The organism is Staphylococcus succinus (assembly GCF_029024945.1).
GTDB classification, from domain to species: Bacteria; Bacillota; Bacilli; order Staphylococcales; family Staphylococcaceae; genus Staphylococcus; species Staphylococcus succinus.
The window spans coordinates 1-20,884 of the sequence record NZ_CP118978.1 but is presented as its reverse complement, the minus strand read 5'-3'; the positions used below and the strand labels follow the sequence as shown (position 1 = coordinate 20,884).

Here is a 20,884-nt window from a genome sequence, read left to right as displayed (position 1 = left end):
TCTCTATTTATATCGATCTACTAGTCAATATAAAAACATATCAATATCTGAAAGAGATTATATAAAGTTCGGTTCAATTTTTCTTCTTTTAAAAAACTAACTAATTTTCATTATTAATTAATTTCAAATATTCATCTCCCCATTCACAAATACCATAGACCACATTGTCGAGAGACAAACCAACACTAGTTAATCGATATTCAACTTTTGGAGGGACTACTGGATATATAGTTCTTTTTATTATCATATCCTTTTCAAGCTCCCTTAATTGTCTAATTAACATTCTTTGATTAATATCTGGTAATTTTTTTTCTAATTCACTCAACCTAAGTACTTCTGATTGTAATAAATGATAAATAATAGGGATTTTCCACCTACCACCAATTACTGATAAAGCTAAATCTTTAGAAGTGTAAAATAATTTATTATTATATTCTATTAACAATTTCTTCTCCTCAGTGACATATTTGTCAGTATTGTATTTCCAAAGTTATTATACCATAATGAATATATAATATATAGGAGGTAATAACATATGGAATTACAATTAGCGATTGATTTATTAAATAAAGAGGATGCTGCAGAATTAGCAAATAAAGTTAAAGATTATGTAGATATCGTAGAAATTGGAACACCGATTGTTATAAATGAAGGATTACCAGCTGTACAACATTTAAATGATAATATTGATAGTGTAAAAGTATTAGCAGATTTAAAAATTATGGATGCTGCCGACTATGAAGTAAGCCAAGCAGTTAAATTTGGTGCAGACATAGTAACAATTTTAGGCGTTGCAGAAGATGCATCAATTAAAGCAGCAGTTGATGAAGCACATAAACATGGCAAACAATTATTAGTAGATATGATTGCAGTCCAAGATTTAGAAAAACGTGCGAAAGATTTAGATGATTTAGGCGCAGATTATATCGCTGTTCATACTGGTTATGACTTACAAGCTGAAGGTCAATCTCCTTTAGAAAGTTTACGTAAAGTTAAATCTGTAATTAGTAATTCTAAAGTAGCAGTCGCAGGTGGTATTAAACCAGATACAATTAAAGATATTGTTGCAGAAAATCCTGATTTAATTATTGTTGGTGGCGGCATTGCAAATGCTGATGACCCTGTAGAAGCTGCTAAACAATGTAGAGCTGCGATTGAAGGAAAATAATGATGACAGAAATCACAAATTATCGTTTAATACTAGATGAAATAGACAACACATTATCACATGTGAAAGACAGTGAAGCCGAAACGTTTTTAAAGCAAATTATTAAAGCAGAGCAAGTTTTTGTATCTGGAAAAGGACGTTCGGGTTTTGTAGCAAATAGTTTTGCGATGAGATTGAATCAGCTTGGGAAGGGTGCACATGTAGTTGGTGAGTCCACTACACCTTCCATTACCGAAAAAGATTTGTTTGTTATCCTTTCTGGCTCAGGTTCGACAGAGCATTTAAGATTATTAGCAGATAAAGCTAAAGCTGTAGGTGCAGAAGTTGTATTATTGTCAACAAATCCAACGTCAAATATTGGTGAACTTGCAAATGCAGTGATTGAATTACCGGCGGGAACGAAATATGATGCTGAAGGTTCAGCACAACCTCTAGGTAGCTTATTTGAACAAGCATCACAAGTGTTTTTAGATAGTATTGTTTTAGATTTAATGACTGAGATAAACGTTGATGAAGAAACAATGCAGCAAAATCATGCTAATCTGGAATAAAACCTACAAAAGATGATTCACTTTAATACTCCACATTTATTTGTGGGGTATTTTTAATTTAAAGAAACGCCTTGAGATATTTCCTAGTAGTTATAAAAACTAATTAGTATTGAATATCACTACTACATTTTTGAAAAGTGATGTAGATTTATAGCCAGAATTTTTAGATTTACATTGACGATACTGCATCAAAAGAAAAAGTCAATCTACTTTTTCTAGTTTGACTTTTATTTTTATATCTAAAGGCACACTTACACACCTAAAAAACGTCGTGCTAAAAACAAATTTACATGTGGTAATCCAATATCCTTATTATACATTTTAACAGTTGGTTTAAAGGAAACTTTAAAAATATATAATTTTTAACCTATTCAATTACATTTGTTTCTTAAAACGCATATATGAGCCAGAATAGAAAAGAGTTGCAGGAAAGATTAAAGATTGCTTAAGAATCAGCAAGTTTTGGCGTTAGAGAGTAATAAAAAAGATTCAAAAATTAATTAGAGGAAGAGAGGCTGCTTAATTATTCCTTTGATACACCTACTAATGATAGATAAAACGTGGATGTGTAAGAAGTATCATATACTACAGACGCTGTAAATATTAATCAACATTAGGAAGAAAAAAGGGTGAATAAACACAACTTAAAAAGGCTTTTGGAGTCGTTTGTTAGTAACTAATTGTAATTAAAAAGGTGCGACAAGCTCATAAACTTGTCGTACCTTTTTATGTAAATCGTACTTCTGATACTCATCAATTTAATTTTAAATTTAAGTTCATTTATCAATAAAATTGGGTATTATTTATTAAGAGACGTAGAACTCTTGCCACACTTATATCAAATTAATTTAATTGTAGTGAGCAATTTAGCTTATTATGAAAAAGATGAGCTGAGGCAAGCATGTGCCTGCTCATTTTTAAAATTGGAGGCTAAATTTACAAAAAAATTCTATTAACAGGTGCTTCAGCATATCATATATAGAAAATAAGTCTAATGAACAAAATGTTACATGGAAATCTTCAGATTTATTTGATTTAAATGAGATAACAGAAGTAATGAAAAACGTTCGTTATTGAGAAAAAATATAGAAAAAAAGAGAGAGCGTTTTTGCTCTCTCTTTTTCCTGTCTTATTATTAAAATCTCATAATACATGATTAACATGTATTATGAGACGCTGTAAGAAACGCTCATTTGCATTGACATCCCATTTATCAAGATAATCCCTTATCATGTTTAATTCTATAAACTGTCTGTCTTGTAATATTAACCTCTTTCGCAATCTTACTAATTGCTTTCCCTTCTTCTAACATTTCGACAACTCGATGATAGATAACACGTTTCTGAGGATCTTTTGCGTTCGGTGAATAAAGTAAAGGGCGCCCTTTATATACCCCTTTGTATTTCGCAACTTGGATACCTTGAGCTTGTCGACGTTTACTTTCATTTCTCTCTTGTTCTGAAACCATTGCTAAAATTTGAACGATTAAATCTTTCATAAACTTATCTAGTAATGGATTACCAATAACTTCATTCATCATAGGTAAACTTGTAATCATTAACTGAACGTCTTTTTCTTTTAAGTAATTCACAGTTTCAATAATTTCATCATAATTACGTCCTAAACGATCAATAGACTCCACAACGAATCGATCTCCCATTCTTACAAAATTAAGGGCTTCTTGAAATACAGGTCTATTTTCAACTGATTTTCCTGATTGCTTCTCTGTAAAGATTTTCTCTACACCAAGCGTCTTTAAATTATCCAATTGTCTTTCTAAGTTTTGATCTATCGAAGATACTCTCGCATATCCTATAATCATTTATTTTCACTCCATATTTAATATACACCCTAATCATACATGTAGGTTGCTGTAATTTCAACAATCTACTTTGTATGATTAGGGTGTATCCTGTCTAATTTTTATCTTTCTTAAAATTTAGTAATATTATTTATCTTTATTTTCTTGGTTATTTAACTTATTGAGATAACGATAGATTGTTGTACGTGAAACTTTCCATTGTTCTGCAATAGTTTTAATGGGTGTTCCATTATCATAAAGTGTTTTGAGTAAATTCAAATCTTGATTGCTTAATTTTTCAGGTCTTCCACCATAACGTCCTCTAGCACGAGCTGCAATTCGCCCCGCTGAAGATCGTTCTAAAATTAAATTACGTTCAAACTCTGCAAATGCTGCGAATAAATGAAATAACAATTGTCCTGTTGAACTTGATTTATCCATTGTTATATTTTCTTCTAAACTATGAAAACTCACGCCTCGATTATTAAGTTCATTAACTAATGTGATTAAATCTTCCATGTTACGCCCTAATCTATCTAGTCTCCAAACAACAATCGTATCTCCTGACCTCGCAAATTCAATAGCTTTATCTAAACCAGGACGTTTACTTTTTGATCCACTTATATGATCACTAAATATCTTTTCACAACCATATTGATTTAATCGATCTTCCTGCAAATTCAAATTTTGTAAACCAGTTGAGACTCTTGCATAACCTATTTTCAAAATACAAACCTCCTATGTACATTTTTTATTGTACCATAACTTAATTCTAACCCTATTTATGAACATAGATTTTCTGTTGGGTTATTGAACACTAAAATATGTATACTAGCTATGTATCTAGATATAAAAAGAGAGTGTACAGAAAATGGTTATTTTCTGTACACTCTTGTATAAAAATTTTGGTTCTGTTGCAAAGTTAGATTTATAGTATAATTTTAACAAAAAGGAGTCTTCTGTATGAACTATTTCAGATATAAACAATTCGATAAAGATGTTATAACTGTAGCCGTTGGCTACTACTTAAGATACGCATTAAGTTATCGTGATATATCTGAAATATTAAGGGAACGTGGTTTTGATGTTCATCATTCAACCATTTATCGATGGGTTCAAGAGTATGCACCTATTTTCTATCAACTTTGGAAGAGAAAACATAAAAAAACGTATTATAAGTGGCGTATTGATGAGACATATATCAAAATTAAAGGACAGTGGTGTTATCTGTATCGCGCGATTGATGCAGATGGACATACATTAGATATTTGGTTACGCAAAAAACGAGATCATCAATCAGCATATGCGTTTATTAAGCGCCTTATTAAACAATTCGGTAAACCTCAAATGATAATTACAGATCAAGCACCTTCAACGAAGGTAGCCATGGCTAAAATAATTAAAGTGTTTAAGCTGAAACCTAACTGTCATTGCACATCTAAATATCTCAATAACCTCATTGAACAAGATCATCGTCACATTAAGGTGAGAAAGACAAGATATCAAAGTGTCAATACGGCAAAAAATACACTCAAAGGCATTGAATGTATTTACGGATTATATAAAAAGAACCGTAGGTCTCTTCAGATCTACGGATTTTCACCATGCCACGAAATTAGTTATATGTTAGCTGGTTAGGCGAAGACTGACACAATAAAATGGTGATTAGCTATATTTTTCTAACTTTGCAACAGAACCCTTAATTTCATAGAACGGCGAAATTAATACATGTTAGTCAGCTAATTGAATACTTACATTATAAGAGAGTAGTTAACTTTATTTTTAATTTGCACCAGAACTTTTTAATGTATTATTTCATCCTTGAATAAATCACCCCATTCGCATATTGCATAAACCACCTTATCTAGCTTGTAGCCTATAGATGTCAGCTTATACTCCACTTTTGGGGGAACTACAGAATAAATATGTCTTTCAATAATTTGGTCCTCTTCTAATTCTCTAAGTTGTCTTATTAGCATCCTTTGATTGACATGCGGCAACTTTTTTTGTAGCTCACTTAATCTCAATACTTTGTCTTGAAGTAAATGAAAAATTATAGGGATCTTCCACTTTCCTCCGATAACACATAAAGCTAAATCTTTAGAAGTGAAAAATTCTTTTCCTTTATAATACAATTTTCATCCTTCTTTCTTCTATAATATTAGAATTTACATTGTTAATGCGGAAGATTATATAATCTTCCGCATTAACTGCTTATTTATATCTATTCTAAATTGGCATGATTATTTTGCATAGTTGTTTCATCAACATCTAATTGTGTCATTAGTCCAATGACTACACTATCTAAAAAGATTTGTGATGATTGTTCAAACAAACTACCTAACGGTTGATCAGACCCAGTAGCATCGTGTTTTGTACCTGCTGGTAATTCAACTACTGTGTCTGCAATTTCACCAATTGCAGAATCTAGTTTAGTTGTTAGTAATACCACTTCTGCTTCAACTGATTTCGCTTTATCTGCTAATAAGCGAAGGTGTTCTGTTGAACCCGAACCAGAAATCACAATAAATAAATCACCTTTTTGAATTGATGGTGTTGTTGATTCGCCAATAACAAATGCTTGCTTGCCTAATTGATTGAGTCTCATTGCAAAACTATTTGCAACGAATCCAGAACGACCCTTACCTGCAACAAATATGCGTGATGCTTCAGTTACTTCTGATGCAAATCCATCAAACTCTTCATCTTTAACATGAGATAAAGTACCCTTTAACTCATCTAAAATTAATTGATAATGATTAAAAGTTGCCATCATTATTTACCTTCAATAGCGTCACGACATTGTTTAGCTGCTTCTACAGGGTCATCAGCATTTGCGATACCGCCACCAACAATTACTAAGTCAGGTTCTTCTGCAACAATTTCTTTAATTGTATCTGGTTTAATACCACCAGCAACTGCGACTTTAGAATTTTTAATTACTGATTTAACTTTACGTAAGCTATCTAATGGAGATTGTCCTTCAGCTTGTAAATCATAACCAGTGTGCACTGCAATATAGTCAGCACCCATTTCATCTAATTCTTTCGCACGTTTTTCTAAATCTTGTACAGCAATCATATCTACTAATAATTGTTTGTCATTTTTATGTGCTTCTTCAACTGCTGCTTTAATTGACGCATCTTCTGCTACACCTAAAATTGTTACAACATCAGCGCCGAATTTAACAGCTTGGCTTACTTCATAGTCTGCTGCATCCATGATTTTTAAGTCTGCTAATACTTTAGCATTGCTTATATTTTCATTTAAATGTTGAACGGCAGGTAAACCTTCATTAATCACAATTGGTGTACCAATTTCAACAATATCGACATATTCTTCTACTTTTTTCGCTAATTCTGCTGCTTCTTCTTTATTTAATAAATCAATAGCTAATTGTAATTCCACTATAATTCATCCTTTCATTAATTTATACCTTTATTTTGACATAATTATCAATAAATCAATACTGACAAAATTGGCATATAGGGAATGTCAGCTTATCTAAAGGGGGTGACTATTTTTTCAGTATGAATAATATTACACTGTAGTGTACAGTTGGAATTGTAAATATAAGACTAATAATTACAAATTTGGAGGCTTTTTAGATGACTCATATTCAATTAGATTATGGTAAGACTTTAGAATTTTTTGGAGAACATGAATTAGAACAACAAAAAGATATCGTGAAGACATTACACAAAACGATACATGAAGGAACTGGTGCAGGAAATAATTTCTTGGGTTGGGTAGACCTTCCAATTGATTACGATAAAGAAGAGTTTTCAAGAATTGTAGAAGCTTCTAAACGTATTAAAGTAAATTCTGACGTGTTAGTTGTTATTGGTATTGGTGGCTCATACCTTGGTGCACGTGCTGCTATTGAAATGCTAACATCTTCATTTAGAACAAATAATGACTATCCTGAAATTGTTTTTGTAGGTAATCATTTATCATCAAATTATACAAAAGAATTAGTAGATTATTTAGCTGACAAAGATTTCTCTGTAAACGTCATTTCTAAATCTGGTACAACTACAGAACCAGCAGTTGCATTCCGTTTATTCAAACAATTAGTTGAGAATAAATATGGCAAAGAAGAAGCTAAAAAACGTATCTTTGCTACAACAGATAAACAAAAAGGTGCATTAAAACAATTAGCTACAAATGAAGGTTATGAAACATTTGTAGTCCCTGATGATGTAGGTGGCCGTTATTCAGTGTTAACTGCTGTAGGTTTATTACCAATCGCAGCTGCAGGTATTAATATTGAAGCGATGATGATTGGTGCAGCAAAAGCACGTAAAGAATTATCTTCTGACAAATTAGAAGAAAATATTGCTTATCAATATGCAACAATCCGTAACCTTCTATATAGCAAAGGTTATACAACTGAAATGCTTATCAACTATGAACCGTCAATGCAATATTTCAACGAATGGTGGAAACAATTATTTGGTGAATCAGAAGGTAAAGACTTTAAAGGTATTTATCCTTCAAGTGCTAACTACACTACTGATTTACATTCATTAGGACAATACGTTCAAGAAGGTCGTCGTTTCTTATTTGAAACAGTTGTAAAAGTGAATCATCCAAAACATGATCTTACTATTGAAGAAGATAGTGACGATTTAGATGGATTAAATTATCTTGCTGGTAAAACAATTGATGAAGTTAATACAAAAGCATTTGAAGGTACATTATTAGCACATACAGATGGTGGCGTACCTAATATCGTTGTTAATATTCCACAATTAGATGAAGAAACATTTGGCTATGTCGTGTACTTCTTCGAACTTGCATGTGCTATGAGTGGTTATCAATTAGGCGTAAATCCATTCAATCAACCTGGTGTAGAAGCGTATAAACAAAATATGTTTGCTTTACTTGGTAAACCAGGATTTGAAGATATGAAAAAAGATCTTGAAGCAAGATTGTAGGTTATAAACTATAAAGAAATGAGAGGATACAATGTCTAGTAATATTGGAATTTTAGGTTTAGGTGTTATGGGGAAAAATCTTGCGTGGAACATCGAGGATAAGAAATATTCTGTGAGTATTCATAGTAGAGATAATAATGAAATTAATGATACTATTCAAAAGTCTCATTATCAAAAGATATATCCTGCGTATAACTTGAAAGAATTTGTAGATTCATTAGAAAAACCCCGTAAAATTTTGTTGATGATTAAGGCTGGTAGTCCTACGGATAACATGATAAATGCCTTACTTCCATTATTAGACGATGAAGATATTTTAATTGATGGTGGTAATACAAACTATCAAGATACAATTCGTCGAAATAAAACATTAGCTGAAAGTGGCGTTAATTTCATTGGTATGGGCGTATCAGGTGGTGAAGTAGGCGCTTTAACTGGTCCTTCATTAATGCCTGGTGGTCAAGAAGCCGCTTATAATAAAGTCAGTGATATCTTAGATGCCATTGCAGCTAAAGCGCAAGATGGTGCATCTTGCGTAACATACATTGGCCCAAATGGTGCAGGTCATTATGTGAAAATGGTTCATAACGGTATTGAATATGCAGATATGCAATTAATCGCTGAAAGTTATACAATGATGAAAGACTTATTAGGTATGAGTCATACTGAAATTTCTCAAACATTCAAAGATTGGAATGCTGGAGAACTCGAAAGTTACTTAATAGAAATTACTGGTGATATTTTCACTAAATTAGATGAAAATAATGAACCATTAGTAGAAAAAATATTAGATACTGCTGGTCAAAAAGGTACAGGTAAATGGACTTCTATTAATGCATTAGAATTAGGAATTCCATTAACAATTATCACTGAATCGGTATTTGCTCGTTTCATTTCATCCATTAAAGAAGAACGTGTTAATGCGTCTAAATCATTAAATGGACCACAAGCTTCATTTGATGGTAATAAAGAAGAATTCTTAGAAAAAATCAGAAAAGCATTATATATGAGTAAGATTTGTTCTTACGCTCAAGGCTTTGCGCAAATGAGAAAATCGAGCGAAGATCACGAATGGAACTTAAAATTAGGTGAACTGGCAATGATTTGGCGTGAAGGTTGTATCATTCGTGCACAATTCTTACAAAAAATTAAAGATGCTTACGATAATAATCCAGAACTTGAAAACTTATTATTAGATCCATACTTCAAAAATATTGTTACAGATTACCAAGATGCATTAAGAGACGTCGTAGCAACAGGCGTTAAAAACGGTGTACCGACACCAGGATTCTCTGCAAGTGTGAACTACTATGATAGTTATCGTTCTGAAGATTTGTCAGCTAATCTTATCCAAGCACAACGTGACTATTTTGGTGCACATACTTATGAACGTAAAGACCGTGAAGGTGTGTTCCACACACAATGGGATGAAGAGTAATATAATTACTGTTACGGAATGAAAACCAGAAACTAGCTAATCAAGTAAAAGGGGGGAACTGCTTTGGATAAAAATTTATCATCATTAATAACAATATTTGGCGGAACAGGAGATTTAAGTTACAGGAAATTGCTACCTTCTATTTTTAATCTTTATAAAAAGGGTCACTTTAAGAAATTAGTTATCATTTCTACGGGTTTAGAGGATATAAGTGATGAAGAATATAGAAGTAAAGTAAAACAAATTTTATTAAGCCAAGAAAATTTTGAAATGGTGAACTTATTTTTAGATAACATATTTTACTTTCAACAAAATGTTGAAGATAAAACAAGTTGGAATAAATTAAAGGAACTTTCCAATGATATTGATAAAAAATATTGTTTGGATGGCAATAGATTATTTTACTTAGCAATGAATCCTCAATTTTTTAAAATTATAACTCAAAGCATAAGCCAATCAGGTCTTTCTGATACAAATGGATTTTCAAGATTAATAATAGAAAAACCATTTGGAAAAGATTTGAAATCTGCCGAAGACTTAAATAAACACATAAGACAGTATTTTAAAGAAGAAGAAATATTTAGAATAGATCATTATCTAGGTAAAGAGATGGTGCAAAATATTGAATCTTTACGTTTTGGTAATACAATATTTGAACCATTGTGGAACAACAAGTATATATCAAATGTTCAAATAACTCTATCGGAAACTTTAGGCATTGAAGATAGAGGCCAATACTATGATTCTACAGGAGCGCTTAAAGATATGGTGCAAAATCATGCACTACAAATACTTACTCTTATTGCTATGGAGAAACCCGAAAGCAGAAATAGTAAAGATATTAGACTAAAAAAAATCGAACTTTTAAACAATATAAAATTTTTGAAAGGGGCTGATGTACACAAATATTTTGTTAGAGGACAATATATTAATGGTATTATTAATGAAACTCCGATAATGTCATATCATGAAGAAAAAGGTGTTAATAGTGATTCAACAACAGAAACATTTGTAGCAGGGAAATTACTCATTAATAATGATAGATGGAAAGGGACACCGTTTTATATTCGTACAGGAAAGCGTTTAAATAAAAAAGCAATAGAAGTTGTTATAGAATTTAAAAAATTAAATAGTAAATTAATCTATGAAAATGATAATGAAGATGTTGATTGTAATTTAATGGTAATAAATATAGAACCTAATGCCCAAATATCACTATATATTTATGAAAATAAATCAACTAGAAATAATAGAAACCATAATATACAAATCTATAACTTAATAGATAAAAAACAAGTAGTGGATGCTTATGAATCACTTATATGTGATGCTTTAATAGGAAATCAAACTAATTTTGTACATTGGGAAGAACTTAAACATTCATGGGAATTTATAGATTATATAAGTACTGAATGGAAAAAATCTAACGTAACAATACCACAGTATAAACCAGGAAGTTTTGGACCTAAAGAAAGTGATCAATTACTTAAACAAGATAACTTTGAATGGTGGAATAATCTATAAAACGTAAATATTGCAAAACACTATATAGGAGAAGTTAAATGAATATTCTAATAGTATATGCGCACCCTGAACCTCAATCTTTTAATAGTAAACTTAAAGATATTGCACAAACAGTATTGAAGGAGAATGGTAATAATGTCGTTGTATCTGATTTGTATAAAATGAATTTTAACCCTGTTGCTCAAAAATCTGATTTTAAATATTTAAAAAATAATAACTTTTTTAAATATCCTATAGAACAAGAGCATGCTTACAAAAATAACATATTAAGTAAGGAAATTAAATCTGAATTAAGCAAACTATTGTGGGCGGATATTATTATTTTTCAATTCCCTTTATGGTGGTCGAGTGTTCCTGCAATATTAAAAGGATGGTTTGATAAAGTTTTAATATATGGAGGGATTTATGGAGGGGCATATGGGAAGTTTAAGAACGCCAGATTATCTAATAAAAAAGCTATTATAAGTACAACAACTGGTTCATCAGAAGATAGTTTTAAAATACATGGTTCATCAGGAGATATACACAAACAAGTACTATTTCACATTAGTCATGGAATAGTTGAATATACTGGAATGCAATGTTTAGATACATTAATCGCATATGAAATTGATAAAGATCAAAATAGTAGAGATGAGTATATAGAATTTTTTAAAAACAAAATAAAGTATATTTAACAAAATTGAAATACGGAGTAGAGAAATAAAAAAGCTAAGTCATTGATTTATTAAAGCATAAAACACTTGTATGGGCTATTATAGGGAAGTATTCTCAGAATGTGTTAAAAATATTATTAAAGTACTTAATCCAGTGCCTATGTATATTAATTTAGAAAATGTAACATACATTCAGTTAAGAGAAATGTAATAATGTAGAAAGCATGGTTCTGTTGCAAAGTTAAAATAGTATACAGTTCTATACAAAGTCAGAGGCTTTAACGTTGTTTTAATAATAAGTTATGCCACTCAATTTGATTAAAGTTTCATTTTTTGTATTTTTTGAAACGAGTTTCTTCTTGTCTTGATATATTTTTAATTTTTCATAAGCGAACGAATTTATTTCCTTAGTGTTAATAATAGTAAAAATGAGTATATAAAAAGAACATAGGTCTTTTAAAATCTATGGATTTTCGCCGTGCCACGAAATTAATCACATGTTGGCTAGTTAAGAGAAAATAAATATATTCAAAGATAATTAGCTATTCTTTCTGGACTTTGCAACAGAACCATATTGTTTATATTATTGTTTTCCTAATTCTCGTAGTATTTGTCTTTAAAAAGAAAAATTTCTAATCTAAATCCTCACACTCTATAGTTTTGCATTTCTCCACTAACCAATGTTATAATTTAGTTAACAAGAGCTTCGTGCATTATATGCACCAATCCCCTCACTACTCGCAATAGTGAGGGGATTTTTAGGCGTTGGCTAATATCGCCTATTTTTTCTTATTGTTACATGTACGTAGCCAATGCGTAAATAACGCAACAATACAACCACTGATGACTGTGGTCGTGATGTGAACAAGAGCTTCGACCATTTGATATGCACCTCCTCTCTGCGTCTGAATTGACGCCTGAGAGATAGGCGACCTATATATTATATCATCTCCGAATATACGATGATAGGTAGCTTCCGATAAGTTGAAATATGTTAAATAGAAATTAAGATACTTAATACCAGTACCTATTACAGTATACTATCGTTAATTTGGTGTTTACAGAAATACCATGTTACTATCACCATCTTCAACACCTATATATTTCATAATATTTATTCAATACATTCTAAAATATGAATATAATTTTTGATAGCTTTTTCAGCTATATTTTGCATTGATTTGCCACTTGAGACAGACTCAATTTTAAGTAATTTATGTAATTCTTTGTTCACTTTAATCATTTTATATTCTGTTTTAATTTCTTTTTCCATTTTGAATAAACTCCTTAAAGTCAATTATATTAATCAATTGCATTGTTAATAATACCTTATTTAACTGTTAAATTCTTTAATAGCATCCCTAATCTCTTCTTTTAATTTTTCATCATTTTTATAGCCTTTCAAATTTATATATTCCGCATCGTTTTGCACATACTTTAAGAAGTCTTTAAATGTATTCACATAGCCTGCATAATGATAATATTGCTCTTCTAGATTATCGAAATCTTCTCTTGTCACTTCATATTGACCATAACCTGCCATAAGTTGCTTTTTAAGATCTTGATTCTCTTTTTCAAGTGCATCAATGCGTTCATCGGCAGGATATACAACCGTCGGTTTAATCCGATTACCTAATGCAGTAAGTCGTGTATATGCCGTTGGATTTAAATCTCTGATTTCAGCAAGTTGCTTTACTTTTTCGTACTCGGCTTCAGTTAAATTGATATTGATTGTTTTAGCTTTTTTATGATTTTGATTTGGCATTGATATCCCCTCCATAACTAAGTAAATACTCAAAAAATAAACACTATTTTTATTGAGTGATTGCTTAGTTACTATTTTAACATATGAGGGGATATTTAATGAGTAATTACTAATATTAAACTTCATTTAAATAATTAGTAATTACTCACTGTTTAACGCGCACATTTTTGCGCGTTCCACTAAGCAAATACTCATGAGTATTTGCTATTTTTTCGCAGAAAAAATCCCAAGGGGCTTGGGGGATTTATCCACCAACAAGCAGGGTATCTAGGCACGAAGTGGCTAGCATTCCCATTGCTTGCCAAACCTCTGAAACGATGTGAGGAAGATTGTATTATGTTATAATACAATCAACGGAACAACGTGTCTTTCGTTAGAAAGCGAGGTGGAATTGTGAGCGAACGTAAAACAATGACTGAAGGTAACGAAGCTGTCGGGAAAAACCAAATCCCCGACCGCAAGGCACCGAAACAAATTAGTTTTCGTGTGAGCGAATCCGAATATTCAAAGTTACAGGCTTCGGCTGAAACTTTGAATATGAGTGTGCCTTTGTTTGTTAAAAACAAAGCACAAGGGGCTCGATTAGTGGCGCCCAAATTAGACAAAGTCACGCGCCAATCGATGGCCAAAGATATGGGTAAGTTGGGGAGCAACTTAAACCAAATCGCGAAAGCTTTAAATACGTATGGCGAACGCGCAAATATGGAACAAATGCAACAAGATATCGCCATCATGCGTGAGGAGTTGAATCATATATGGCAACAACTAAAATAAGTGCTACGAAATCAACATCACGAGCCATTAACTATGCAGAAAAACGCGCTGAGGAAAAAAGTGGTTTAAATTGCGACATCGATTATGCGAAAAGTGCGTTTAAAGCTTCTCGCGAAGTTTACGGTAAAACAGACGGCAACCAAGGTCATGTGATTATCCAGTCATTCAAACCAGGAGAAGTGACCCCTGAACAGTGTAATGCACTCGGTTTAGAACTAGCCGAAAAAATAGCGCCTGATCATCAAGTGGCGATTTATACGCATAGTGATACCGATCATGTACATAATCATATCGTGATTAATGCCATCAACTTAGAAACAGGGAAAAAATTCAATAATAATAAACAAGCACTTAAAGACGTCAGACAAGCAAATGATGTGGTATGCCGACATCATGGTTTATCCATCCCCAACAACCAAGCAGAGATGCGCTACACCCAAGCTGAACAAAATCTCATAGATAAAGGGAAATCATCATGGAAAAATGATATCCGATTAGCCGTTGATGAAACACAAGCGACAGATATGGAAAGTTTTCAAGAACAATTACGTCCGAAAGGCATCATTGTTGAACGTGTGACGGATAAAACCATCACTTATAGACATATAGAAGCAGATAAAAAAGTACGTGGCAGCAAACTAGGAGATTTTTATGACAAAGGAGGCATTTCACATGGCTTTGAAGCCGAGAAACAACGTAGAAGAAGAAAATACGAATCAAAATCAACAACTCCTGAACGAACTCCAAAAGATCAATCACCGCATAGACAACCTAGAACAACGCTTAACTGGTCAGCTTTCGACCAATCAACCCAAACCCTCTTCAATGAACGAAAACGTCGTGAACGAACTGAAAGAGCAGAACGCGAAGCTCGGGAACAGGATGATCGAGCTCGAGCAGCAAGAGCAAAACAGATCGAATCAGAACCAACAATTAGTAAGCGAACTAAAGGCTTCGACCTTGAACTTTAAAAACTACTTAGATAAAACAGAAACCAAAGTGATTAAAATTTCCAATCAAATGTTAGCAAAAATTGATACCAAACATATAACTGAGGATGTCGCAAAGGCGTTTAGACAAGAAAAAGATGGGATGTATGAGGATCTTAAAGGGATTCGAATGGCCAACCAAGAACATCATGAAGTATTGAACAACAGTTTAAAAGAAAATCAAAAGTTGAATAGTACGTTTAAATCAAGTATCAAAAGTATGACGCATGGTATTGGTGCCCTATACTTCGTTATTTTATTAATGGCCTTAGTTTCCATTGTGACTGGTCCGATTGGAAACGTTTTAGGTATTGATAACATGTACAGTGCCTTACATCATACGATTACACATACACAATCAGTATGGGGCTACTTATGGTATATCGCTTATATCGTCCCTTATATACTCTTTATTTTAGTTTTATGGGCTTGTTTAAGTCTTTTAAGACTATTTGAAAAGTAAAAGTTAAAAAATTATTAAGTCAGTAAATAAATAGGCATTCATCGATTTTATCGATGAATGCCTATTTCAAAAAGAACGTTATTTCTATATAATATCAAGACAAGAAGAAACTCGTTCACACTCGTTTCAAAAACCTAATCATATCTCTACATAAAATTCCATTTTCATAAATATTTTCACTATAATTTCTTTCGAAAAAATTAAAATCTATTTCAAACATTCTAAAACCTGCTTTTTGATAAAAAGCAATTTGTCCTATACTTGAATTACCAGTCCCAACAATAATTTCTGTATATCCACTCTCTTTAACGTAGTTAAACAGATGAGACAGCATTTTTTTACCTATACCGAGCCCCTGTTTATTCTCTCTAACAGCTATATCAAGAAGCTCAACTCTATTTTTGTTAATTTCTTTCAAAATATAACACCCTAAAACTTCAAAATTATTTTTATAAACAAAGCATTCTCCACTCTCAAGATGTTTCAACAACAACTCCTTAGATGGATTTGCTAATAACAAAATATCCAATGGTGCAGAATTTATAACATCCAATTTTTCAAACACATCCATCCCCCCTACAATTCTTGAAAATATATGTCAGTTGCTTTATTCCAATTGCTTTATTGACGTTGAGCCTCGGAACCCTTAACAATCCCAAAACTTGTCGAATGGTCGGCTTAATAGCTCACGCTATACCGACATTCGTCTGCAAGTTTAGTTAAGGGTTCTTCTCAACGCACAATAAATTTTCTCGGCATAAATGCGTGGTCTATTTCTTATTCTCGTCTTGATAATCATATTTTTCTGCTATCTCATCAAAATCATCATCTTTATAAAAAAAGAAAAAGTAAGCAATAACTCCAATCGGAATACCTAAAAATGGTGTAGTAAAAGTACTAAATATTACACACATTAAAATTAACCAAAACAAATCTTCTAAAGACCATTTTTTATTTAATAAATCATTCACAATCTGTTTGATAGTCATAAAAATAAAACACTCCTTTTTAGCAAACTTTATCACAAGAACTATTTAAAATTTTAAATACCTTTATTTTGAATTTTAAGGGGGCATTTTAAAGATTTAGGGGGAATTCATATAGTTTTATACCTAAAAACGTATATAAGCTCTTAAAACGCAAATGTGAGCCAAATAAATATATTTTAATTACACCAACTAAAATTTGAGCAAAACCAGTGTTGAATTTTTTAGACACTGCCCATTTACGCACAAAATTATTTTTTGCGTAAAAACTGGGCAACCATGCTGGTTGAACGCTATAGTTCCCGCAGGGGCAAAAAAGCATAAAAAACGCTAGCTTTTAAGCTAACGTTTCAAATTTTTCAAGTAATAATTTTGTTTTTCAAAATTCCAAATTGCCGTAATTGAATGTGCTTTTTCTTCTTCGTCAGTTGTTTTATCTTCGTCACTTGTATTAATCAAATTACCATCTTCGGCATCGTCTAAATTTAAAATTTTATGTTTTTGTTTTAGCAAACCACCATAACTCAACATACGTTTTCGGTATAAACCTTTTTCTAAATCATTTACGATTTCTTGATTTTTTTCGTCATCATCAGTTAAAAAATCAGATGACTTAACCGAGTATTTTGAAGTCTCTTTGATTGCTGTAAGATCATTTGAATTATTCGTTAAAGATATTGTACTTAGTCATGTTTTGACGGCGCATATTAAGTGCATGTATTTCTTCAAGCTCAGCTTTAATCGATTGCATCAAATAACCCTGCATAGCTTCAACCGTTTCATTTTTCTGTAGCAACATCGCTTTAAAACGTTTTAAGACACTGACAAGTTCGAACTCCACGTCTTCTAAACGATAATATGTATCATGGGCGTTATTAAACGATTTTTTCCCTTTAAGTAAAACACTTTTAATAATACGAATTTCTCTAATTTCAAAATTACTTAAATAATCTTTAATTTGATTTGGTAATTCTTCAAGTAATTGGAATTTTAAAGCATCATTATTAAATTCAATGTTTTGATGATTTGTATGATTCGAATGATTGTTAGTTGTAGAAATATTGTTATTTGTATCATTCAAATCATTCGTATCATTATTCTCAGTTTCAATATAGTCAGTATTATTAAACTTAGTATCATTTGACTTAGAATTTGTTAGCTCTTGAACTGATGATTCATTAGTTCCAGAACTAATGTTTTCTTTGTTCTGGAACTTAAAATTTATTAGTTCCTTGTCATATGTGGGCTCAAGTAAGTAAATTCTATTAGGCTTATTTAAACCTTGTCTTTCATTTATAATCAAATTGTACTTTTCCAACTCTTTTTTTAACTTAATAATTTTTGGTTCAGCATAATTTAAAATTGCACATAGCTGTTTATTTGTATATAAAAGATAAATATTATTTTCTGAATCAACCCAGTTATTTAATCGTGATAGTTCAAAACGATCTTTTAATAAAGCATACATTACTTTGGCTTCTGTAGGCATTTTAGAAAAATATTCATCTTCAAATAAAAATTTTGGTAGTTGATAAAAACGTAATGTTTCAAATTCACTTGCAGATATTTTTTTAAAGTTAGACATAATAAAAACCTCATTTCTTTTTGTTTAGAGTTGAGGTAATAAAACAATTTTCACGTAAGTTATATGTTTTGTGCTTGCACTTAGATGGTTAGATATATATAATACAAGTATCAAAAAAATATATAAATAAACGAACGCAAATCGTTTTTATTACCAGAGCCGATGCTACGCCAATAGCATTGGCTCTTTTAATTTCATAAAATAATATTAACACTTTTAAAGTAGTATATAAAGCGTTTTAAATATAGTTAGAACAACATTTTATATATGATAAACTAACTATATTTAATTAGGTAGTAAATTTAGGTGGCGTTAGCTACTTATAGGTACTAAATTAGGTCGTTTATGTACTTATTAGGCAGTAAATATAGGCGATAAGGGATGAAAAAAATAAAATTAGGTGGTAAAATTAGGTGGTGAATTAGGTACCTAAAGTGAGGGACATTATGAAAACTATTAAAATGTTAGCTGACGAATTGAATGTAACTAAGCAAACGATTGTTAATAATGCTAAAAGTTTGGATATTATTTTTGAAAAAGAAAATGGTGTTAATTATATTAATGAGAATGATTGCTTAAGAATTGTAAATAAAATAACAAAAAAAGAAAATACACCGCAAAATAAAGTTTACAATAGTAAAGAAATACCTAACGAAAGTATTACAAAAATTAAGAATTTAGAAGATGGTAATTTAAATTCTTCTGACACATTAAAAACAAAAGTAAATGAATTGGAAAAGCAAATTGAAATCTTTGAAACAAGGTCTAAAAATGATGAGAAGTACATTGAGAATTTAACAAAGCAGTTAGATCAACAAAATAGTAATGTTAACACACTGAATAAACTATTAGAAAACCAACAAATATTAGCTTTAGAAAGTAATAAAAAGATTCAAAAATTAGAGAATCAATTAGAAGAAGAAAGACAACTTAATTACTCCTTTGATACATCGACTAATTATAAACAAAACGTTGATGCACAAGAAGCAACGTATACTTCTGATTTTGTAAATATTAATCAAGACCAAAAAGAAGACAAAGAATCAGAGATTCAACATGAGGATATATCTGAAAGTCAAAGCGATGAAAGAGCACCAAAAGAAGATATTCTATCTAATTCAAATGATAAAGATAATGATGTAGAAGAAAAGAATGAAGAAACGCAACCTAAAAAAGGCTTCTGGAGTCGTTTGTTTGGTAACTAATTACAAGTAAAAAGGAGCACCAAGTTTACATACTTGGTGCTCCTTTTTACTTGTAATGGACTTCTGATAATCATCGGTTATGTTAATTTAAATAATAAATCATATATTATGATTTATTATTTATTACAATTTTCCCTCTAGAATGACCATTTTCACTTAATTTATGAGCTTCTCGAACAAAAGATAGTGGGAAAATAGCTTCGAAGTAAGCTTTGACAACACCATATCCATATAAATTAACAACTTCTATTAAATCTTGACGATTTAATTCTGTCCATGTGAAATATGCTGTAATTCCCTTACTTTCTGCTTTCTTTTTATTAACTTGTCCGCGTATAGATATTAGTCTGCCTCCAGGTTTCAATACATCATAACTACGTTCAAGTGTTTCTCCTGCTTGTGTATCAAGGACGATGTCATAATCATGTACATAATCTTCAAAACGTTCTGTATTGTAGTCAATGGTAACATCTGCCCCAATTGATTTTAAAAATTCATGGTTGTGTGTACTTGCAGTAGTTGCTACATAGGCACCTTTAGCTTTAGCTAATTGAATGCCAAATATACCTACTGCACCTGCGCCACTATGTATTAATACTTTATCGCCGTGTTGCATTTCACCATATTTTATTAACGCTTGATAGACAGTCAAACCATTAATTGGAATTGTCGCACCTTCTTCAAAAGATAATGATTCAGGTTTTTTAACAACTGTGTTTTGATTAATGGCCACAAATTCTGCATAACCACCGTTTTTATCAAGTTGTTGTGTTGCAATAACTGGTGTACCTACTGTTAAATCTGTTACTTTTGAGCCGACTTTACGTATAACGCCTGATATATCCCATCCTAAAATGAGCGGTATAGGGTAATCAATTTTCCCTTCTTGTTCACCTCGTCTAACATGCCAATCGTATGGGCTAATACCTGTATTTTCAACTTCAATTAATACTTCTTCATCTGTTATCTCAGGTAGTGGTAAATTAAATTCTTGTAATACATCAGCTTCTCCATATGATTCTATTTCAAATGCTCTCAT

The 20,884-nt window shown here is 31.4% G+C and carries 24 protein-coding genes and 2 pseudogenes; 12 read left to right on the top strand and 14 right to left on the bottom strand.

Annotation, left to right across the window (positions count from 1 at the left end):
• Positions 1 to 100: 100 nt before the first annotated feature.
• Positions 101 to 445 carry a winged helix-turn-helix transcriptional regulator gene (locus PYW31_RS13670; protein WP_002508649.1) on the bottom strand — a complete coding sequence of 115 codons (345 nt, stop codon included), beginning with the start codon at positions 443 to 445 and terminating at the stop codon, positions 101 to 103.
• Positions 446 to 535: 90 nt separating this feature from the next.
• Between PYW31_RS13670 and hxlA (PYW31_RS13665) the strand changes: the two genes are divergently transcribed.
• From hxlA (PYW31_RS13665) to PYW31_RS13655, 3 genes and pseudogenes are all read left to right on the top strand, one after another.
• Complete coding sequence (gene hxlA, locus PYW31_RS13665; RefSeq protein WP_046467870.1) at positions 536 to 1,168, top strand: 3-hexulose-6-phosphate synthase; 633 nt, start codon at positions 536 to 538, stop codon at positions 1,166 to 1,168.
• Positions 1,169 to 1,170: 2 nt separating this feature from the next.
• Positions 1,171 to 1,719, top strand: a complete 549-nt coding sequence (gene hxlB / locus PYW31_RS13660) for a 6-phospho-3-hexuloisomerase (RefSeq protein WP_037551413.1) — start codon at positions 1,171 to 1,173, stop codon at positions 1,717 to 1,719.
• A gap of 438 nt (positions 1,720 to 2,157) precedes the next feature.
• Positions 2,158 to 2,273 (top strand): annotated as a pseudogene (locus tag PYW31_RS13655) (DUF536 domain-containing protein); the annotation flags it as partial.
• A 659-nt stretch (positions 2,274 to 2,932) separates the two neighbouring features.
• Here the strand turns inward: PYW31_RS13655 and PYW31_RS13650 are convergent.
• Positions 2,933 to 3,541 carry a recombinase family protein gene (locus PYW31_RS13650; protein WP_046838084.1) on the bottom strand — a complete coding sequence of 203 codons (609 nt, stop codon included), beginning with the start codon at positions 3,539 to 3,541 and terminating at the stop codon, positions 2,933 to 2,935.
• Between the two features lie 126 nt (positions 3,542 to 3,667).
• A complete protein-coding gene (locus PYW31_RS13645; RefSeq protein ID WP_046838085.1) occupies positions 3,668 to 4,246 on the bottom strand; it encodes a recombinase family protein in 579 nt (192 codons plus the stop codon).
• 237 nt (positions 4,247 to 4,483) lie between these two features.
• On the opposite strand from PYW31_RS13645, the gene PYW31_RS13640 reads away from it, so the two are divergent.
• Positions 4,484 to 5,158, top strand: a complete 675-nt coding sequence (locus PYW31_RS13640) for an IS6 family transposase (RefSeq protein ID WP_002449609.1) — start codon at positions 4,484 to 4,486, stop codon at positions 5,156 to 5,158.
• A gap of 164 nt (positions 5,159 to 5,322) precedes the next feature.
• Here the strand turns inward: PYW31_RS13640 and PYW31_RS13635 are convergent, their stop codons facing one another.
• The 3 genes from PYW31_RS13635 to hxlA (PYW31_RS13625) all read right to left on the bottom strand — a co-directional run bounded on the left by PYW31_RS13635 (position 5,323) and on the right by hxlA (PYW31_RS13625) (position 6,928).
• Complete coding sequence (locus tag PYW31_RS13635) at positions 5,323 to 5,655, bottom strand: winged helix-turn-helix transcriptional regulator (protein ID WP_002505086.1); 333 nt, start codon at positions 5,653 to 5,655, stop codon at positions 5,323 to 5,325.
• An 89-nt stretch (positions 5,656 to 5,744) separates the two neighbouring features.
• Positions 5,745 to 6,293 (bottom strand): 6-phospho-3-hexuloisomerase, encoded by a 549-nt coding sequence (gene hxlB, locus PYW31_RS13630; protein WP_015387319.1) that lies wholly within the window; start codon positions 6,291 to 6,293, stop codon positions 5,745 to 5,747.
• A gap of 2 nt (positions 6,294 to 6,295) precedes the next feature.
• On the bottom strand, positions 6,296 to 6,928 hold the full coding sequence (hxlA, locus tag PYW31_RS13625; protein ID WP_002449613.1) for a 3-hexulose-6-phosphate synthase: 633 nt from the start codon (positions 6,926 to 6,928) through the stop codon (positions 6,296 to 6,298).
• A 200-nt stretch (positions 6,929 to 7,128) separates the two neighbouring features.
• On the opposite strand from hxlA (PYW31_RS13625), the gene PYW31_RS13620 reads away from it, so the two are divergent.
• From PYW31_RS13620 to PYW31_RS13605, 4 genes are all read left to right on the top strand, one after another.
• Positions 7,129 to 8,460: a glucose-6-phosphate isomerase gene (locus PYW31_RS13620; RefSeq protein ID WP_002449611.1), complete on the top strand. Its 1,332-nt coding sequence runs from the start codon at positions 7,129 to 7,131 to the stop codon at positions 8,458 to 8,460.
• A 31-nt stretch (positions 8,461 to 8,491) separates the two neighbouring features.
• On the top strand, positions 8,492 to 9,898 hold the full coding sequence (gene gndA, locus PYW31_RS13615; protein ID WP_002449612.1) for an NADP-dependent phosphogluconate dehydrogenase: 1,407 nt from the start codon (positions 8,492 to 8,494) through the stop codon (positions 9,896 to 9,898).
• A 63-nt stretch (positions 9,899 to 9,961) separates the two neighbouring features.
• Complete coding sequence (zwf, locus tag PYW31_RS13610; RefSeq protein WP_002449615.1) at positions 9,962 to 11,422, top strand: glucose-6-phosphate dehydrogenase; 1,461 nt, start codon at positions 9,962 to 9,964, stop codon at positions 11,420 to 11,422.
• 38 nt (positions 11,423 to 11,460) lie between these two features.
• Positions 11,461 to 12,099, top strand: coding sequence for an NAD(P)H-dependent oxidoreductase (locus tag PYW31_RS13605; RefSeq protein WP_074381996.1), 639 nt, complete (start codon positions 11,461 to 11,463; stop codon positions 12,097 to 12,099).
• A gap of 758 nt (positions 12,100 to 12,857) precedes the next feature.
• On the opposite strand, the gene PYW31_RS13600 is transcribed toward PYW31_RS13605, so the two are convergent.
• The 3 genes from PYW31_RS13600 to PYW31_RS13590 form a co-directional block, all read right to left on the bottom strand.
• Positions 12,858 to 12,959, bottom strand: coding sequence for a type I toxin-antitoxin system Fst family toxin (locus PYW31_RS13600; RefSeq protein WP_108902203.1), 102 nt, complete (start codon positions 12,957 to 12,959; stop codon positions 12,858 to 12,860).
• 233 nt (positions 12,960 to 13,192) lie between these two features.
• The gene (locus PYW31_RS13595) at positions 13,193 to 13,351 is read right to left on the bottom strand and encodes a hypothetical protein (RefSeq protein ID WP_153672652.1); all 159 of its coding nucleotides are present in this window, start codon (positions 13,349 to 13,351) and stop codon (positions 13,193 to 13,195) included.
• A 60-nt stretch (positions 13,352 to 13,411) separates the two neighbouring features.
• Positions 13,412 to 13,843, bottom strand: coding sequence for a plasmid mobilization protein (locus PYW31_RS13590; RefSeq protein ID WP_046838086.1), 432 nt, complete (start codon positions 13,841 to 13,843; stop codon positions 13,412 to 13,414).
• Positions 13,844 to 14,236: 393 nt separating this feature from the next.
• On the opposite strand from PYW31_RS13590, the gene PYW31_RS13585 reads away from it, so the two are divergent.
• Genes PYW31_RS13585 through PYW31_RS13575 form a run of 3 tightly spaced genes read left to right on the top strand, consistent with a single transcriptional unit; the run spans position 14,237 to position 16,069 of the window.
• Positions 14,237 to 14,617 (top strand): plasmid mobilization protein, encoded by a 381-nt coding sequence (locus tag PYW31_RS13585; RefSeq protein WP_046838087.1) that lies wholly within the window; start codon positions 14,237 to 14,239, stop codon positions 14,615 to 14,617.
• The gene (locus tag PYW31_RS13580; protein WP_046838088.1) at positions 14,599 to 15,588 is read left to right on the top strand and encodes a relaxase/mobilization nuclease domain-containing protein; all 990 of its coding nucleotides are present in this window, start codon (positions 14,599 to 14,601) and stop codon (positions 15,586 to 15,588) included. Before PYW31_RS13585 ends, PYW31_RS13580 begins: the two co-directional genes overlap by 19 nt.
• Positions 15,578 to 16,069, top strand: coding sequence for a DUF334 domain-containing protein (locus PYW31_RS13575; protein WP_046838089.1), 492 nt, complete (start codon positions 15,578 to 15,580; stop codon positions 16,067 to 16,069). The genes PYW31_RS13580 and PYW31_RS13575 overlap by 11 nt, the downstream gene beginning before the upstream one ends.
• Before the next feature lie 115 nt (positions 16,070 to 16,184).
• Here PYW31_RS13575 and PYW31_RS13570 read toward each other — a convergent pair whose 3' ends face one another.
• The 4 genes and pseudogenes from PYW31_RS13570 to PYW31_RS13555 form a co-directional block, all read right to left on the bottom strand.
• Complete coding sequence (locus PYW31_RS13570) at positions 16,185 to 16,640, bottom strand: GNAT family N-acetyltransferase (RefSeq protein WP_046838090.1); 456 nt, start codon at positions 16,638 to 16,640, stop codon at positions 16,185 to 16,187.
• Between the two features lie 199 nt (positions 16,641 to 16,839).
• Complete coding sequence (locus tag PYW31_RS13565) at positions 16,840 to 17,058, bottom strand: VraH family peptide resistance protein (RefSeq protein ID WP_000153199.1); 219 nt, start codon at positions 17,056 to 17,058, stop codon at positions 16,840 to 16,842.
• A gap of 339 nt (positions 17,059 to 17,397) precedes the next feature.
• A pseudogene (locus PYW31_RS13560) lies at positions 17,398 to 17,703 on the bottom strand (protein rep); the annotation flags it as partial.
• Between the two features lie 13 nt (positions 17,704 to 17,716).
• Entirely contained in the window at positions 17,717 to 18,640 is a 924-nt protein-coding gene (locus PYW31_RS13555; protein WP_046838091.1) for a replication initiator protein A, read from the bottom strand.
• Positions 18,641 to 19,086: 446 nt separating this feature from the next.
• Between PYW31_RS13555 and PYW31_RS13550 the strand changes: the two genes are divergently transcribed.
• Positions 19,087 to 19,845, top strand: a complete 759-nt coding sequence (locus tag PYW31_RS13550) for a DUF536 domain-containing protein (protein ID WP_046838092.1) — start codon at positions 19,087 to 19,089, stop codon at positions 19,843 to 19,845.
• Between the two features lie 106 nt (positions 19,846 to 19,951).
• Here the strand turns inward: PYW31_RS13550 and PYW31_RS13545 are convergent, their stop codons facing one another.
• The gene (locus PYW31_RS13545) at positions 19,952 to 20,884 is read right to left on the bottom strand and encodes an NADP-dependent oxidoreductase (RefSeq protein ID WP_037551400.1); all 933 of its coding nucleotides are present in this window, start codon (positions 20,882 to 20,884) and stop codon (positions 19,952 to 19,954) included.

Coding starts and splice junctions, on each gene's coding strand:
- PYW31_RS13605 (WP_074381996.1), top strand. CDS start 11,461: ATGAATATTCTAATAGTATATGCGCACCCTGAACCTCAATCTTTTAAT.
- PYW31_RS13595 (WP_153672652.1), bottom strand. CDS start 13,351: ATGGAAAAAGAAATTAAAACAGAATATAAAATGATTAAAGTGAACAAA.
- hxlA (WP_046467870.1), top strand. CDS start 536: ATGGAATTACAATTAGCGATTGATTTATTAAATAAAGAGGATGCTGCA.
- PYW31_RS13545 (WP_037551400.1), bottom strand. CDS start 20,884: ATGAGAGCATTTGAAATAGAATCATATGGAGAAGCTGATGTATTACAA.
- PYW31_RS13620 (WP_002449611.1), top strand. CDS start 7,129: ATGACTCATATTCAATTAGATTATGGTAAGACTTTAGAATTTTTTGGA.
- PYW31_RS13555 (WP_046838091.1), bottom strand. CDS start 18,640: ATGTCTAACTTTAAAAAAATATCTGCAAGTGAATTTGAAACATTACGT.
- PYW31_RS13565 (WP_000153199.1), bottom strand. CDS start 17,058: ATGACTATCAAACAGATTGTGAATGATTTATTAAATAAAAAATGGTCT.
- PYW31_RS13590 (WP_046838086.1), bottom strand. CDS start 13,843: ATGCCAAATCAAAATCATAAAAAAGCTAAAACAATCAATATCAATTTA.
- PYW31_RS13580 (WP_046838088.1), top strand. CDS start 14,599: ATGGCAACAACTAAAATAAGTGCTACGAAATCAACATCACGAGCCATT.
- PYW31_RS13640 (WP_002449609.1), top strand. CDS start 4,484: ATGAACTATTTCAGATATAAACAATTCGATAAAGATGTTATAACTGTA.
- hxlB (WP_037551413.1), top strand. CDS start 1,171: ATGACAGAAATCACAAATTATCGTTTAATACTAGATGAAATAGACAAC.
- PYW31_RS13650 (WP_046838084.1), bottom strand. CDS start 3,541: ATGATTATAGGATATGCGAGAGTATCTTCGATAGATCAAAACTTAGAA.
- PYW31_RS13600 (WP_108902203.1), bottom strand. CDS start 12,959: ATGGTCGAAGCTCTTGTTCACATCACGACCACAGTCATCAGTGGTTGT.
- gndA (WP_002449612.1), top strand. CDS start 8,492: ATGTCTAGTAATATTGGAATTTTAGGTTTAGGTGTTATGGGGAAAAAT.
- PYW31_RS13550 (WP_046838092.1), top strand. CDS start 19,087: ATGAAAACTATTAAAATGTTAGCTGACGAATTGAATGTAACTAAGCAA.
- hxlB (WP_015387319.1), bottom strand. CDS start 6,293: ATGGCAACTTTTAATCATTATCAATTAATTTTAGATGAGTTAAAGGGT.
- PYW31_RS13570 (WP_046838090.1), bottom strand. CDS start 16,640: ATGGATGTGTTTGAAAAATTGGATGTTATAAATTCTGCACCATTGGAT.